The sequence below is a fragment of the Sphingosinicella sp. SM1-17 genome (assembly GCF_056821765.1).
Genome location: NZ_JBPDIO010000001.1, coordinates 1,124,599 through 1,139,888, shown reverse-complemented (window position 1 = coordinate 1,139,888; position 15,290 = coordinate 1,124,599). Strand labels below are relative to the sequence as shown.

Here is a 15,290-nt window from a genome sequence, read left to right as displayed (position 1 = left end):
GCGGGCCACTAATGGAAAGCGGTTAAGGGAGGATTAGAAGCGCTGGCTCGTGCCGGAGTCATCTTCCTTCCCTCAAAACTTAACCGGGAAGTAATCAACGAACCTCATGATGGTCCTGCGTCACGGCAGGAGCCGCCCGAATGCGCTGCAATGGTGAACCTTTGTCGAGCCCGCTGCCACGGCACGAGGCGCCTTTGCCGGATCCCCGCGGGAGTGACGGACTGATCCTGGTTCGCGCGGAACTTTGCGACCGGCTGGAGTTGCTGCAGCAGGCGGCCGAGCGGATGACCGTTCGCGACATGGTACAGCGTTTAGCAGGAATCCGCACCATCGCGGGTGCCTACGGCCTCGTCCCGGTCGTGGCGCTGACGACGGCGCTCGAGCGAGCCATCCTCTCCCACCCGCGCGGAAGCGTTGCCAGTCTCTACCTCGATCGCCTCCGCGACGCGATTGGCTGCGAGCGAACGGACGACTTGGCGAGCGAGGCACTGCTAGCGTCGGTTTCCGTTCGCCTCGGAGCCTGAACTCAGGCCTGCGGGCCGATCGTGATCAGCCACATGTCCGGCTCCGCCCCGAGGCGCAGCGGCAGGAGGCTTGTTCCAACCCCTGCTCCCACCACCAGGGTCTTGCCCGCTTCGTCGACTCGCCCGCAGGCGTAACGCTCGCCAAAGTCGGACATCGTCGAGATCGCCCCAATCAGTGGCAACCGGATCTGCCCGCAATGCGTATGCCCCGCGACCATCAGCCCGACCGTCGACGGCAGGCGTGGGAAAGGGTCCGGATCGTGGCTGAGAAGAATCTTCGCGCCCGGCAACCGCTCCATCGCCGACAGCGTCGCTTCAAGATCGTCATGGCCGGTGAAGGCATCATCCAGTCCGCCGATTGCCAGCGGACCTGCGGCCGCCGCCGAATTGCCGAGCACGTGGATTTCGGCTCGCCTGAGCTCGGCTCGTGCTTGCTCCGCATCCCGCCAGTGATCATGGTTCCCGAGAACCGCGTACGTCCCCAGCCGCGGCCGCAGCGCCCCGAGTGGAGCAATCGCCTCCGCTAGGCCGTATCGCCGGGTCGCCGTTCGCTTGTCGCTCACCAGATCGCCGGCGATCAACACCAGATCCGGCCGTAGCCCGTTGATCTGCGCAACGATCCGCTGGAGGCGCGAGGGCGGCATCTCGGGGCCGGCGACATGGATGTCGGAGATCAGCAGAACCGTCACCGGCGACTGAGCCGCGGGCCAGTCGCTCAACCCGACCCGAGTTTCGCGAACGATGGGATCGGCCGTAGCCGTTCGGTAGCTCCAGCCGAGCAGGAGTGAACCCGCGAACAGGAGGAACAGGAAGAGCCTGAAGATCGTCATGGCTTGCCTGAAGGGGCGCCTAGCTGAGATGGGTGACCGGATGCGAGACTTCTCCCAGCTACTCGACAGTCTTGTCTATACCCGCTCGCGAACCGCGAAGCTCAAGCTGATCGGGGACTATCTCAAGCGGACCCCCGATCCGGATCGCGGCTACGCCCTTGCCGCACTCACCGGCGAACTCAACCTGCCGTCGATCAAGTCGGCGGCAATCCGCGCGATCGTCGAGCAGCGGGTCGACCCGATGCTTTTCAACATGAGTTGGGACTATGTCGGCGATCTCGCCGAAACGGCGGCGCTGCTTTGGCCCAAGCCGGTCGAGCAGGGTTCCGATCTGGATGACGGCACACTTCGGATTTCCAACGTCGTCGAGCGGCTGGCGAGCCTCGGCCGCGCCGAGGCCCCCGGCGCTTTGGCCGCGATGCTCGATCACCTTGATTCGAGCGGTCGTTACGCCTTGCTCAAGCTGGCGACCGGGGAGCTGCGCATCGGCGTATCCGCCCGCCTCGCCAAGGTGGCGCTGGCGCAGGCCTTCGAACTGGACGTCGATGCCGTCGAGGAGGTCTGGCACGGAATCGATCCCCCCTATTTGCCGCTCTTCGCCTGGGCCGAGGGCCAGGGGCCGCAACCCACCACGCAAGACGTCCCGGTCTTCCGTCCCTTCATGCTTGCTCATCCGCTGGATGATCTGCGCTTGGCGATGGAGGATTATGCCGCCGAGTGGAAATGGGACGGCATCCGGGTGCAGATTGTCCGCGCCGGTGGGGAAACCCGACTCTATAGCCGCGCCGGGGACGATATCAGCCGCACCTTTCCGGAAATCGCCGAAGCCTTCGACCTCGATGGCGTTCTCGATGGCGAACTGCTGGTGAAGGGCGAATTCCAGGGTGGCGAGGCAGCCAGCTTCAACGCGCTTCAGCAGCGGCTCGGACGGAAGGCCGTCTCCTCGAGGATGCTCGCCGACTATCCCGCCTTCGTCCGGGTCTATGACATATTGATCGATGGGCGCGAGGATGTTCGACAGCTCGCATGGTCGGCGCGGCGGCATCGGCTCGAGCGGATGGTCCCGCGCCTCGATCCAGAGCGATTCGATCTTTCGGCGCTGATCGAGGCGGCGACGTTCGACGAGCTCGAGGCCATCCGGGCCGGCACCCACGATGCCTCGATCGAAGGCGTGATGCTCAAGCGCCGCGACAGCCCCTATGTTGCGGGTCGGCGGACAGGCTTCTGGTACAAATGGAAACGTGATCCGCTCACCGCCGACTGCGTTCTGATGTATGCGGCGAGAGGCAGCGGCAAGCGCTCGTCATTCTATTCCGACTTTACGTTCGGCTGCTTGAACGAAGAAGGCGAGTTGCTCCCGGTCGGCAAGGCCTATTTCGGCTTCACGGATGAAGAGCTGATCTGGCTGGACCGCTTCGTCCGCAACAACACGATCCAGCGCTTCGGACCGGTTCGCGAGGTGGAGAAAACTCTGGTGCTCGAAGTGGCGTTCGACTCGATTCACGAGAGCAAGCGGCACAAGTCGGGCCTCGCCATGCGCTTTCCCCGAATCTCGCGGATCCGAACCGACAAGCCCGCGGCAGAGGCCGACACGATCGAGACTCTGCGCCGAATGGTGACTTGAACCCCGATGGGCCGTTCGCCGGACGGCGAGAGCCCGCCGCCGAACGGCGGCGGGCCCTGCACTGCGTGGGATCTACTGGATCGGGGCGAGGTTCACGGCCGCGGTCTTGCCGCGCCGGTCAACTTCCAGCTCGAACTCAAGCCGATCGCCTTCGTTGAGGGAAATCATTCCCGCACGCTCGACCGCCGAAATGTGAACAAAGGCATCCGGCTGTCCATCGTCACGAGTGATGAACCCGAAGCCCTTGGTCGCATTGAAGAACTTGACGGTGCCGGTCGCTTTCTCGCCGGTCAGCTGACGCTGCGGCCCGCGCTCCTTGGGCGCGCCTCGGTCTTCCACCGGCATCGGCTCGCCTTCGATTCGAAGATCGGTCGCCGAAATCCGGCCGCCGCGGTCGACGAGCGTGAATTCGAGCGGCTGCCCCTCGGCCAGGCCGGTAAGGCCGGCCTGTTCGACCGCGGAGATATGGACGAACACGTCCTCACCGCCATCGTCGCGAACGATGAAGCCGAAGCCCTTCTGAGCGTTGAAGAATTTGACGATGCCTTTGCCCTCGCCAACGACCTGCGGGGGCATTCCGCCGCCCCTGGGGCCGCCGAAGCCGCCGCCGCCGCCGCCGCGGGGACCGCCGAAGCCGCCACCACCGCCGCCGCCGCCGCGATAACCGCCGCCGCCGCCACCACCACCGAAGCGGTCGCCGCCACCGAAACGGTCGCCACCGCCGCCGAAGCCGCCGCGTTCACCAAATCCGCCGCTGTAGACGTCGTCCCCGAAAGTGTCGCGCTTGTCTCTGCCGCGCCCGCCGCGCTCACCACGGCGCCCTCTGTCGAAACCCATTTGAATCAATTACTTTCCAGCGCCCAAAATCCTATTAGAACCGCCGCGCTGGGCTGACTGCGCAAAGGCCTTCGCGCCGGAACGGCCGGCACGCGGGCTAATCTATACCTGAAAATATTGTTTGGTGCGAGCGACTTTCGACTCAAGTCTTAGATCGGCTCAAGCAGAGCCTTCGAACTAGATCTATTTCAGGTCCAGAAAAGCCGCCATCGCTGCATTCAGGCCAAGCGTGACGCATTGCGGCACGACCCCCTCTGCCGCTATGCAGCAGCGCTGCCGAACCACTGGGGAGCCGTATGATCGAAGCCATGAGCATCTTTGCGCAACCCGAAGCCTGGGCTGCGCTCATCACCCTCATCGTCATGGAGGTGGTGCTCGGCATCGACAACCTGATCTTCATCTCGATCCTGTCCAACAAGCTGCCCGAGGCGCAGCGGCAGCGGGCTCGCCGGATCGGCATCAGCCTCGCTCTCATCATGCGCCTCGCTTTGCTGTCGATGATCGCGTGGCTTGTCGGGCTGACGGCTCCGGTCTTCGACCTCGGCATCCAGGGTTCGCCTGGGGCGCATGGCGAACCGACCTTCGAGACGCAATTCTCCTGGCGCGACCTGATCCTGATCGCGGGCGGCCTCTTCCTCGTCTGGAAGGCGACGAAGGAAATTCATCACAACGTCGATTCTCGACCGTCGGACGACGTCTTCGACACTTCCAAGGCGGCTCTCGGCTTCGGAGCGGCGATCTTCCAGATCCTTCTGCTCGATCTCGTCTTCTCGATCGACTCGATCCTGACCGCGGTCGGCATGACCGAGCATCTGCCAATCATGGTGGTGGCAGTACTCTTTGCGGTTGTGGTGATGCTCCTGGCCGCCGATCCGCTCGCCAATTTCATCCACAAGAACCCGACCGTTGTGATGCTCGCGCTCGGCTTCCTGCTGATGATCGGTGCGGTGCTGATCGCCGACGGCTTCGGCGTTCATGTGCCCAAGGGCTATATCTATGCGGCCATGGCTTTCTCGGCTCTCGTGGAAGGGCTGAACATGATGTCGCGGCGCGCAAAGGCTCGAAAGAGCCCCTCCGAGTCTGCCGAGGCGTCAATCGACACGGGCCATTGAGCGTTCAGGCGCTTCCCCCTATCTCGGGAAGCGCATGACCGTATATTTCCACGAAGAAGATCTCCCCGCGAACGTTCTCGCAGAGGGTCCGATCGCCGTCGACACCGAGACGATGGGCCTGCAGCTGGGCCGCGACCGCCTGTGCGTCGTCCAGATCGCCGACGGGCGGGGCGACGAACATCTCGTCCGCTTCTCGCCCCGCAGCGACTATGCGGCCCCGATACTCAAATCGGTGCTGGCCGATCCGGAGCGGCTGAAGCTCTACCATTTCGCCCGCTTCGACATCGCTTCGATCCGGGCCTATCTCGGGGTGATGCCGGCGCCCGTTTATTGCACCAAGACGGCTTCGCGGCTCGTTCGCACCTATACCGACCGACATGGCCTCAAGGACCTTGTCAGAGAACTGCTCGGCCAGGAGATTTCCAAACAGCAGCAGACCTCCGACTGGGGAGCGCCGGAGCTCAGCGACGCCCAGAAGGATTATGCCGCCTCGGACGTTCGCTACCTTCACGCGCTGAAGGAAAAGCTTGACGAACGTCTGGAGCGAGAAGGTCGAACCGCGCTGGCCCAGGCCTGCTTCGACTTTCTCCCGCACCGTTCGCTGCTCGATCTGGCCGGTTGGGCGGATCAGGACATCTTCGCCCATGTCTGAGCTGGCCGAAAGCGAGCGCATACAGAAGCGCGGCTGGGCCGCTCCAGGGGGCGCTCACGACAGCCTCATCAGGCTTCTGAAGATCGCCTTGCCGGCTCTGATCGGAGTCGTTCTCGCCTTTCTCGCCTTCTCGCCGCTCGAGGACAAGCAGGAGGTCAGCTTCATTCTCGACAAGAACAAGGTCGAGCATGCCGAAGAAAGGATGCGAGTCGAATCGGCGCAATATCGGGGTCAGGACAATCGCGGCCGCCCCTTCGTGCTGAACGCCGGCTCGGCACTCCAGCAGAGCGCCGCCCGGCCGATCGTCGACATAACCGACATGCGCGCCCAGATCCTTCTGGACGACGGCCCGGCACGACTCACCGCGGATCGCGGGCGCTACAATATGGAGAAGGACCAGGTCGACGTCACCGGCCCGATCCTCTTCACCGCCGCCGACGGCTACCGCCTCGCGACCCGCGACGTCACCGCCGATCTTCGCGAGCGCCGACTCGAGAGCGACGGACCGGTCCAGGGGCAGATGCCGCTTGGCCGGTTCAGCGCGAACGCAATGGAGGTCAGCCTTCCCGATCGGCGGGTCGTCCTCACGGGGCGGGCCCGGCTTCACATTGTCCAGGGAGGCATGCGATGAACAGATCGCCTCTCTGGCTTGCTCTGGCTTTGGCCGGCGGTCTGGCCGGCGCCCAGATGGCGATTGGACAGGGCGCCGCCTCGGCGCTGAAGGGCCATGACACCGATGCGCCAGTGGACGTCGCGGCGGACCGGATCGAAGTGCAGGATCGCGCCGACCGGGCCATTTTCAGCGGCAATGTCGAGGTTCGGCAAGGCCGCCTCCAGCTCAGCACGTCGCGCCTCACCGTCGCCTATGCCGATACCGGCGGGATCGAAATCAAACGTCTCGAGGCGAGCGGAGGGGTGACCCTGCGCAGTCCGTCGGAAACGGCGCGCAGCCGCTATGCCATCTACGACCTCGACCGGAGGCTGGTCACGATGATCGGCGACGTGACCCTGGCCCGCGGGGAATCGCGAGTTCAGGGGGGCCGTCTCGTCCTCGATCTCGACAGCGGCCGCGCGGTGATGGACGGCGGCGCTCCCGGTGTCCAGGAAAGCGGCGGCCGGGTGAAGGGGCGATTCACCGTGCCGCAGCGGGGCGGCAGCTGAGCCGCAACGCAGGTGCCAAATTCGCCCATGCAAGATTCTTGCCGTTGAGCCTGCGATCCGGATCGCCTAGGGAAGCCAAGGGGATAACTGACGCTGATGAACGAGACGCTCCAGATCGAACGTCCTGACGCCGCGGCCGCGGTCGGCGACGTTTCGCGCGGACTTTCCGTCATCTCGATCGCCAAGTCCTACGACAAGAAGGCCGTGCTCACCGATGTTTCGCTAGGCGTCGACCGCGGCGAAGTGCTCGGCCTGCTCGGTCCGAACGGCGCCGGGAAGACGACCTGCTTCTATTCCATCATGGGCCTGGTAAGGCCGGATTCCGGCCGCATCCTGCTCGACGGCCAGGACATTACCGGTCTTCCGATGTACCGCCGGGCCATTCTCGGACTCGGCTATCTTCCGCAGGAAACCTCGATCTTCCGCGGGCTGACGGTTTCGCAGAACATCATGGCCGTGCTCGAGGTGGCGGAGCCGGACAAGGGGGCTCGGGGGGAGCGGCTCGAGCAACTCCTCGCCGAATTCCATATCGAGCGGCTGCGCGATGCGCCGGCCATGGCCTTGTCGGGGGGAGAGCGGCGGCGCTGCGAAATCGCCCGGGCGCTCGCGGCCAATCCGTCGATCATGCTGCTTGACGAGCCGTTTGCCGGGATCGACCCGATTTCGATCCAGGACATTCGCGACCTGATCGGCGAGCTGAAGAAGCGCAACATCGGTGTCCTCATCACCGATCACAACGTCCGCGAGACGCTCGACATCGTCGACCGGGCCTGCATCATCTATGGCGGCCAGGTGCTCTTCGCCGGAAGCCCCGACGACCTCGTGCGCGATCCGAACGTCCGTCGCCTCTATCTCGGCGAAAGCTTCGAGTTGTAGACCATGTCGCTGGGTCCCCGTCTCGACCTTCGACAGTCCCAGTCGCTGGTGATGACCCCCCAGCTTCAGCAGGCGATCCGCCTGCTGGCGCTGTCCAATCTGGAGGTCGAGACCTTCATCGCCGAAGAGATCGAGAAGAACCCGTTGCTCGACAGTGGAAGCGGCGAGCCGGAAGCGGCGGGCGAAGCGGCAGAGCCCGAACCGATCCTCGTGGAGCGCGAGGAGCCCGCCACGGTCGACGAGCTGGTGATCTCCGGCGATGCGACGACCGATTCGCCGCTCGACGTGGACTTCAACAGCGAAGACTTCCACCAGGACAGCCGGGCCGATGCAATGCTGGGTCTCGACGGCGGCCTGGGCCTTTCAGCAACCGGAAGCGGCGGCGGCAGCGAGGACGGTACCGATTTCGACAGCTTTGCCGCCGATCAGGTGTCGCTCCATGATCATCTTCGCCGCCAGGCCGGCGAGTGCCTCAAGGGCGCCGACCTGATCATTGCCGACCAGATCATCGACCAGATCGAGGAGACCGGCTACTTTCTCGCTTCGCTGCTCGACATTGCCCAGCGCCTGAACGTTCCACTGCACGAGGTCGAGCGCGTACTTGCCGTCATCCAGACGTTCGACCCGGCGGGCATCGGCGCTCGCAACCTCGCGGAATGTCTTGCGCTTCAGGCTCAGGATGCCAACCGTTACGACCCGGCCATGGCGCGGCTGATCGCGAATCTCGATTATCTCGCCAAGGGCAATCTGGCGGCGCTGAGGCGCATCTGCGGCGTCGACGACGAGGATCTCGCCGACATGATCCGCGAGCTGCGTGCTTACGACCCCAAGCCGGGTTGCCGCTTCACGAGCTCGGAGCGGGTCGACTCGATCATAGCCGACGTTTTCGTCGCCCGGCGCGGCAATGGCTGGGCCGTCGAGCTGAACAGCGCGACCCTTCCGAAGCTCCTCGTCAACCGGACCTATTATGCCGAGTTGTCCGGCGGATCGCAGAACAGGCAATCTCGCGCCTGGCTTTCCGAATGTCTGCAAAGCGCCAACTGGCTGATCAAGGCGCTCGACCAGCGCGCCCGGACGATCGTGAAGGTGGCAAGCGAGATCGTCACGGCCCAGGAAGGCTTTTTTCGCCACGGAGTCTCGCACCTGAAGCCGCTGACTCTCCGGGCCGTGGCCGAAAAGATCGGGATGCACGAATCGACGGTAAGCCGGGTCACATCCAACAAATATCTGTCCTGCGACCGGGGCCTGTTCGAGCTCAAATATTTCTTCACCAGCGGAATCCAGTCGGCCGATGGCGGCGATGCCGTTTCGGCGGAAGCGGTGAAGAGCCGGATCAAGGCTCTGATCGCTGCCGAGGATCCGGGGAAGATCCTGTCCGACGACCAGCTCGTCGATATGCTCAAGGGCGAAGGTTTCGACATCGCCCGGCGAACCGTCGCAAAGTATCGCGAGGCAATGGGGATCGGCTCGTCCGTCCAGCGCCGGCGGCAGAAAGCCATCGGTCGAGCGGCGTGACCGTGAAGGCGCTTGCGGGACTCATCGCCGCAGTCGGACTCCTTGCCGCTTGCGCAACGCCCGAAAACCGACTTCGCCAAGGGCTCGAAAATGCGGGACTGTCGAAATCCATGGCCGGCTGCATGGCCCGGCGAATGGTCGACCGGCTGTCGCTGATCCAGCTCCGGCGACTCGCAGACTTGCCTTACGCCCGGGAGGAACGCAGCGTGACAAGCTTCCTCCACCGGGTCCGAGCCCTCAGGGATCCCGAAATCTGGAGCATCGCCTCCGGTGCCGCAGCGCGGTGCGCGCTCGATCGCGACTGAAAGCTTTTGCCTCAATCAGGCGGGCCGGCGATCGGCTTTTTGCTTCTTGCGCACCCGCAGCGCATCGATCGTGCAAACTCGTCCCCTTCGGTTTGAAGGGCTGAAGTGCGCGGCATATCTCGCGCCGATGACGACTGCTGCTGAACCTTCTCCATCCCTCCGCTGGCCCTCCTTCGGCGTTCAGGTGACCATCGGAATGGGTGTCGGCATTGTGCTCGGGCTGGCTGCCAGGGCCCTCGGCAGCGACAGCAACTGGCTTGCCGAAACGCTGGCCACGGTCGGGTCGATCTTCGTCCAGCTTCTCAAGGCGGTGGTTCCGCCGCTCGTGTTCACGGCCATCGTCGCCAGCATCGCCGACCTCGGCGCGATGGCCAATGCCGCTCGCCTCGCCTGGCGAACGCTGCTCTGGTTCGCGATCACGGCGGCAATCGCCGTGGCGATCGGTCTGATGGTCGGAACCTTGCTCGAGCCCGGCCGCCATGCAGGAGTTGCGGCGTCAGCGGCGCAGGCGCCCTCCAGCCTTGGCGGGTGGACCGATTTCCTCCGAGGCGTCGTTCCAGCCAATTTCCTCGGACTGACCGTCCTGACAAGTCTCGGCGAAGACGGGCACGCGACCAGCACCGTCGGCTTCAACATCCTCCTGGTGCTGGTGCTGTCGATCGTCCTCGGCATTGCGGCCGTTCGAAGCGGCGAAAAGGGCGCTCCGTTCATTGCCTTTGCCCGGTCGGCACTGGCGGTGGTGCGGCGGGTCCTTTGGTGGATCATCCGCCTGACTCCGATCGGTACGGCCGGTTTGCTCGGAACGGCCGTGGCACGCTACGGCTGGAGCGCTCTGGCCCAGCTCGGCCAGTTCGCGCTCGCCGTCTATGTCGGGCTTGGGCTGGTCCTGTTCGTCGTCTACCCTCTGCTCCTTCGCCTGAACGGCCTCAGCCCGTCGCGCTTCTTTGCCGGTGCGTGGCCGGCGATCCAGCTGGGCTTCGTTTCGCGTTCGTCGGTCGGGACTCTTCCGGTCACCGAGGAGGTGACGGTGCGAGCGCTCCAGGTTCCGAGGGCCTATGCCGCCTTCGCGGTTCCGCTCGGGGCAACGACGAAGATGGACGGGTGCGCCGGAATCTATCCCGCGGTCGCCGCTTTGTTCGTTGCCCAATATTACGGCATATCCCTTGGACCAGCGGACTATCTGCTGATTGCCGCCGTTTCGGTGCTCGGTTCGGCCGCTACGGCTGGCGTCACCGGCGCAACCGTCATGCTGACTCTCACCCTCTCCACGCTCGGTTTGCCACTGGAAGGCGTGGGACTTCTGCTTGCCATCGATCCGATTCTCGACATGGGCCGAACCGCGGTCAACGTGGCGGGACAGGCGCTCGTGCCGACGATCGTTGCCCGGCGCGAGGGCATGATCCCGCCTGAGACCTTGGACGTCGCTTTGTCGGAAACGAACCTCCAGCCGGTCCGTTGAGCTTCCCGAGAAGGAGGCAGCGATGACCGACAACAAGAAGAAGGGCGATTTCGATCAGTGGCAGAACGAGGACAAGGGCGGCGACAAGAAGCAGCGCGAGGATCGCAACGAGAATAGCCGGACCGGCAGCCAGAACAGCGGCGGCGGCGGACGCGAATGAGCCGGAGCGAGCGGCTTCCCATCCGCGGCGGGCTGTGCTTTAGGCGCGCCTCATGAACATTCATGAATATCAGGCCAAGGAGCTTCTGGCCAAGTTCGGAGTCCCGGTTCCGGCCGGCTACCCCGCTTTCAGCATCGAGGAAGCGGTTGCGGCCGCGCAGAAGCTTCCCGGACCCCTTTTCGTCGTCAAGGCGCAGATCCATGCAGGTGGTCGCGGCAAGGGCAAGTTCAAGGAGCTCGGCCCCGACGCCAAGGGCGGGGTCCGGCTCGCCAGCACGGTCGAGGAAGTGCGCTCCCATGCCGAGGACATGCTGGGCAGGACGCTGGTCACGGTCCAGACCGGACCGGAGGGCAAGCAGGTCAACCGCCTCTACATCACCGATGGCGTCGACATCGCCCGCGAATTCTACCTTGCCCTGCTCGTCGATCGAAAGACCGGCCGGGTAGCCTTCGTCGTTTCGACCGAAGGCGGGATGAACATCGAGGATGTGGCTCACGACACGCCGGAGAAGATCCACACCTTCACCGTCGATCCGGCGACCGGCTTCATGCCGCATCACGGCCGGGCCGTCGCTCACGCTCTGGGCCTCGAGGGCGAGCTCAACAAGCAGGCTCAGAAGCTGTCCAAGCAGCTCTACGAGGCCTTCATCGGCACCGACGCCTCGCAGATCGAGGTCAACCCGCTCGCCGTCACCGATGACGGTCGGCTGCTGGTGCTCGATGCCAAGGTCGGTTTCGATTCGAATGCCGGCTTCCGCCACTCCGATCTCGAATCGCTTCGCGACGAGTCGGAGGAAGATCCGATGGAGCTCGAGGCTTCGCGGCACGACCTCGCTTATATCAAGCTCGACGGCAATATCGGCTGCATGGTCAACGGCGCCGGCCTCGCCATGGCGACGATGGACATCATCAAGCTGAACGGCGCCGAGCCGGCCAACTTCCTGGATGTCGGCGGCGGCGCTTCGAAAGAGAAGGTCACGGCCGCGTTCAAGATCATCCTCTCCGATCCGGCCGTCGAAGGAATCCTCGTCAACATTTTCGGCGGGATCATGCGCTGCGACATCATCGCCGAAGGAATCATCGCCGCCGCGCGCGAAGTGGACCTGAACGTGCCTCTGGTGGTTCGGCTTGAAGGCACCAACGTCGAGGCCGGCAAGGCGATCCTTGCCGACTCGGGCCTTCCGATCGTTCCCGCGGACAATCTTGGCGACGCCGCACGGAAGATCGTCGCTCAGGTTCGGGAGAAGGTGCCGGCTTGACGTTCGCGTAAGGTGCGCGGCAAGACGTTCCGACGAATTTGAGTCATCCGGGATTGACCGGGTCTCACTCCCATTCAGCGGTGAGATGCCAGCTTTCGCTGGACTGACGAGCAGGAGGTGCTGAGAATGAAGCTGCTGGTCGCCGTCAAACGGGTGATCGACTTCAACGTCAAGCCGCGGATCAAGGCGGACCAGACGGGGATCGATCTCGCCAACGTCAAGATGAGCATGAACCCTTTCGACGAGATTGCCGTCGAGGAGGCCATCCGGCTCAAGGAAAAGGGCATCGCCACCGAAATCGTGGCGGTATCGATCGGCCCGGCCAAGGCGCAGGAAACGCTTCGTACGGCCCTCGCCATGGGCGCGGATCGCGCCATCCTCGTCCAGACCGATGACGAAGTCGAACCTCTGGCCGTTGCCAAGATCCTCGCGAAGATCGCTCAGGAGGAGCAGCCGGGGCTGTTCATCCTCGGCAAGCAGGCGATCGACGATGATTCGAATCAGACCGGGCAGATGTTGGCGGCCCTCCTGAACTGGCCTCAGGGCACCTTCGCTTCCAAGGTCGAAGTCGATGGCGCCGAGGGCGTCAATGTCACCCGGGAAGTGGACGGCGGGCTCGAAACTGTGAAGCTCAAGATTCCGGCGGTCGTCACCACCGACCTCCGGCTCAACGAGCCGCGCTACGCTTCCTTGCCCAACATCATGAAGGCCAAGTCGAAGCCGCTCGCGCAAAAGACGCCCGCCGATTACGGCGTCGACACCACGCCGCGGCTGACCACCCTCCGGGTGACCGAGCCGCCGAAGCGCCAGGCGGGCGTGAAAGTCGGTTCGGTCGACGAGCTGATCGACAAGGTCAGGGAAACGGGAGTGATCGGATGAAGACGCTCGTCTGGGTTGAGCACGAGGAAGGACAGCTCAAGGACGCCACCCTCGGAACCGTCACGGCGGCTTCCAGGCTGGGCGAAGTCGATCTGATCGTCGCCGGTCAGGGCGTCGGTGGAGTGGCCGAGGCGGCAGCCAAGATTGCCGGGGTTGGAACGGTGCGGGTTGCTGACGATCCCGCTTATGGTCATGGGCTGGCGGAGAATGTGGCCCCGCTCGTGGCGCAGCTGATGGAAGGCTATGACGCCTTCCTCGCTCCTGCGACGACGACCGGCAAGAACATCGCGCCCCGAGTGGCCGCCCTGCTCGACGTGATGCAGATCTCGGACATCCTGTCGGTCGAGGGCGAGGACAGTTTCACTCGCCCCATCTATGCCGGCAACGCGATCGCCACGGTCAGGAGTGCCGATTCCAAGAAGGTCATCACGGTTCGGACCACGGCCTTCGAAAAGGCGGCAAGTGAAGGCGGCTCGGCTCAGGTGGAAGCCGTGTCGGGACCGGGAGACCAGGGCCTGTCCAGCTTCGTCGGGGCCGAGATCGCCCACAGCGAGCGGCCCGAGCTGACCAGCGCGAAGATCATCGTCTCCGGAGGACGAGCGCTCGGCTCGAGCGAGGCCTTCCATCAATATATCGAGCCGCTCGCCGACAAGCTCGGAGCGGCTGTCGGCGCCAGCCGAGCCGCGGTCGATGCAGGCTATGTCCCCAACGACTATCAGGTCGGCCAGACCGGAAAGGTGGTCGCGCCCGAGCTCTACGTCGCCATCGGCATTTCCGGCGCTATCCAGCACCTCGCCGGGATGAAGGATTCCAAGACGATCGTCGCCATCAACAAGGACGAGGATGCGCCGATCTTCCAGGTCGCCGACATCGGGCTGGTCGGCGACCTGTTCAAGATCGTTCCGGAGCTTACCGAGAAGCTTTGACCGCTCCAATCCTCAGGCGTCTACCGCCTGAGGCAGGGCCGGATAGTCGAGATAGCCGGCGGTTCCCTGCGTGTACCAGGTCGCCATCTGGTCCTTGGTCCAGTCGGCTCCGCGCCGAATCCGCTCCGGCAGATCCGGATTGGAGATGAACGGCCGACCGAAAGCGATCGCATCGGCATGCCCGTCGGCGACGGCTGCGGCCGCGGAGACGGCGTCATAGTCCTGGTTGAGGACGAGGGGCCGGGTGAACACCTTTCGGATCTCCGGCGACACTTTCGGCTGGTCGCTGCGCCCGAACGTTCCCTCGGGGCCCTGCTCGCGAAGCTCGAGGAAGGCAATGCCGAGCCGATCGAGGGCGACGGCTGCGGGAACGAAGACGGAAACGGGATCGCGGTCTTCGACACCTTGGCTGATGCCGTTGGGGGACAGTCGTACGGCCGTTCGATCGGAGCCGATCGCGGCTGCTACGCGCTCTGTGGCTTCGACCAGGAACCGGATCCGGTTCTCCGGCGGACCGCCATATTCGTCGTCCCGCAGATTGGCGCTGTCGCGGAGGAATTGGTCGATCAGATAGCCGTTGGCGCCGTGCAGCTGAACCCCGTCGAAGCCGGCTGTGCGGGCACTACGAGCTGCCCGCTCATAATCGTCGAGGATCCGCGCGATGTCGTCTCGAGTTGCGGCACGCGCTTCGACATAGGGCTTCTTTCCCGAATAGGTGTGCGCATAAGCCGGCGCGGTCGTCGGCGAGGACGAGACAGGCTGGCCGCCGCCGAGATCGGGATGGACCAGGCGTCCCATGTGCCAGAGCTGGGCGAAGATCCGGCCGCCGGCGCCGTGAACCGCAGCAACGACCGGCTTCCACGCCTCGATCTGCTCCTTGCTCCAAAGGCCCGGTGCGAACGGCCAGCCAAGGCCTTCGCGGCTTATTCCGGTCGCTTCGGAGATGATCAGGCCGGCACTGGCCCGCTGCGCATAATATTCCGCCATGATCGGGGTCGGAACCGCGGCACGCGTGGCCCGCGCGCGGGTGAGCGGCGCCATCAGGATTCGATTCGTCGCCGTCACGGCGCCGAGCTGAACGGGATCGAACAGGCTGGTCATCGGGATCTCCTTGAACTCCGGATGAGATAGACTGACCGATGAATAGTTCAATATTCCCGAACTATCAAAAT

General features: G+C 64.4%; 17 protein-coding genes. 14 read left to right on the top strand and 3 right to left on the bottom strand.

What is annotated here, in order from left to right:
- Positions 1-140: 140 nt before the first annotated feature.
- Positions 141-524, top strand: coding sequence for a hypothetical protein (locus ACRYLT_RS05815; RefSeq protein ID WP_482663159.1), 384 nt, complete (start codon positions 141-143; stop codon positions 522-524).
- Between the two features lie 2 nt (positions 525-526).
- Here the strand turns inward: ACRYLT_RS05815 and ACRYLT_RS05810 are convergent, their stop codons facing one another.
- Positions 527-1,354, bottom strand: a complete 828-nt coding sequence (locus tag ACRYLT_RS05810; protein WP_482663158.1) for a metallophosphoesterase — start codon at positions 1,352-1,354, stop codon at positions 527-529.
- A gap of 40 nt (positions 1,355-1,394) precedes the next feature.
- Here ACRYLT_RS05810 and ACRYLT_RS05805 point away from each other — a divergent pair, with 40 nt between their 5' ends.
- Positions 1,395-2,978, top strand: a complete 1,584-nt coding sequence (locus tag ACRYLT_RS05805) for a cisplatin damage response ATP-dependent DNA ligase (protein WP_482663157.1) — start codon at positions 1,395-1,397, stop codon at positions 2,976-2,978.
- A 72-nt stretch (positions 2,979-3,050) separates the two neighbouring features.
- On the opposite strand, the gene ACRYLT_RS05800 is transcribed toward ACRYLT_RS05805, so the two are convergent.
- Positions 3,051-3,815, bottom strand: a complete 765-nt coding sequence (locus tag ACRYLT_RS05800; protein WP_482663156.1) for a cold-shock protein — start codon at positions 3,813-3,815, stop codon at positions 3,051-3,053.
- A gap of 308 nt (positions 3,816-4,123) precedes the next feature.
- Between ACRYLT_RS05800 and ACRYLT_RS05795 the strand changes: the two genes are divergently transcribed.
- From ACRYLT_RS05795 to ACRYLT_RS05740, 12 genes are all read left to right on the top strand, one after another.
- Complete coding sequence (locus tag ACRYLT_RS05795) at positions 4,124-4,927, top strand: TerC family protein (protein WP_482663155.1); 804 nt, start codon at positions 4,124-4,126, stop codon at positions 4,925-4,927.
- A 34-nt stretch (positions 4,928-4,961) separates the two neighbouring features.
- Positions 4,962-5,579, top strand: coding sequence for a ribonuclease D (locus tag ACRYLT_RS05790; RefSeq protein WP_482663154.1), 618 nt, complete (start codon positions 4,962-4,964; stop codon positions 5,577-5,579).
- The gene (gene lptC / locus ACRYLT_RS05785; protein ID WP_482663153.1) at positions 5,572-6,210 is read left to right on the top strand and encodes an LPS export ABC transporter periplasmic protein LptC; all 639 of its coding nucleotides are present in this window, start codon (positions 5,572-5,574) and stop codon (positions 6,208-6,210) included. The genes ACRYLT_RS05790 and lptC overlap by 8 nt, the downstream gene beginning before the upstream one ends.
- Positions 6,207-6,740, top strand: coding sequence for an LptA/OstA family protein (locus ACRYLT_RS05780; RefSeq protein WP_482663152.1), 534 nt, complete (start codon positions 6,207-6,209; stop codon positions 6,738-6,740). The genes lptC and ACRYLT_RS05780 overlap by 4 nt, the downstream gene beginning before the upstream one ends.
- 96 nt (positions 6,741-6,836) lie before the next feature.
- Positions 6,837-7,616: an LPS export ABC transporter ATP-binding protein gene (lptB, locus tag ACRYLT_RS05775; RefSeq protein WP_482663151.1), complete on the top strand. Its 780-nt coding sequence runs from the start codon at positions 6,837-6,839 to the stop codon at positions 7,614-7,616.
- Between the two features lie 3 nt (positions 7,617-7,619).
- Positions 7,620-9,131 carry an RNA polymerase factor sigma-54 gene (gene rpoN, locus ACRYLT_RS05770; RefSeq protein ID WP_482663150.1) on the top strand — a complete coding sequence of 504 codons (1,512 nt, stop codon included), beginning with the start codon at positions 7,620-7,622 and terminating at the stop codon, positions 9,129-9,131.
- On the top strand, positions 9,128-9,436 hold the full coding sequence (locus tag ACRYLT_RS05765; RefSeq protein WP_482663149.1) for a hypothetical protein: 309 nt from the start codon (positions 9,128-9,130) through the stop codon (positions 9,434-9,436). The genes rpoN and ACRYLT_RS05765 overlap by 4 nt, the downstream gene beginning before the upstream one ends.
- Before the next feature lie 127 nt (positions 9,437-9,563).
- Positions 9,564-10,895, top strand: a complete 1,332-nt coding sequence (locus ACRYLT_RS05760; protein WP_482663148.1) for a dicarboxylate/amino acid:cation symporter — start codon at positions 9,564-9,566, stop codon at positions 10,893-10,895.
- A 22-nt stretch (positions 10,896-10,917) separates the two neighbouring features.
- Positions 10,918-11,055: a hypothetical protein gene (locus ACRYLT_RS05755; protein WP_482663147.1), complete on the top strand. Its 138-nt coding sequence runs from the start codon at positions 10,918-10,920 to the stop codon at positions 11,053-11,055.
- Positions 11,056-11,107: 52 nt separating this feature from the next.
- Positions 11,108-12,313: an ADP-forming succinate--CoA ligase subunit beta gene (sucC, locus tag ACRYLT_RS05750; protein ID WP_482663146.1), complete on the top strand. Its 1,206-nt coding sequence runs from the start codon at positions 11,108-11,110 to the stop codon at positions 12,311-12,313.
- Between the two features lie 126 nt (positions 12,314-12,439).
- Complete coding sequence (locus ACRYLT_RS05745) at positions 12,440-13,192, top strand: electron transfer flavoprotein subunit beta/FixA family protein (protein WP_482663145.1); 753 nt, start codon at positions 12,440-12,442, stop codon at positions 13,190-13,192.
- Positions 13,189-14,118 carry an electron transfer flavoprotein subunit alpha/FixB family protein gene (locus ACRYLT_RS05740; RefSeq protein ID WP_482663144.1) on the top strand — a complete coding sequence of 310 codons (930 nt, stop codon included), beginning with the start codon at positions 13,189-13,191 and terminating at the stop codon, positions 14,116-14,118. The genes ACRYLT_RS05745 and ACRYLT_RS05740 overlap by 4 nt, the downstream gene beginning before the upstream one ends.
- A 12-nt stretch (positions 14,119-14,130) precedes the next feature.
- Here ACRYLT_RS05740 and ACRYLT_RS05735 read toward each other — a convergent pair whose 3' ends face one another.
- Entirely contained in the window at positions 14,131-15,219 is a 1,089-nt protein-coding gene (locus tag ACRYLT_RS05735) for an alkene reductase (RefSeq protein ID WP_482663143.1), read from the bottom strand.
- Positions 15,220-15,290: the final 71 nt, after the last annotated feature.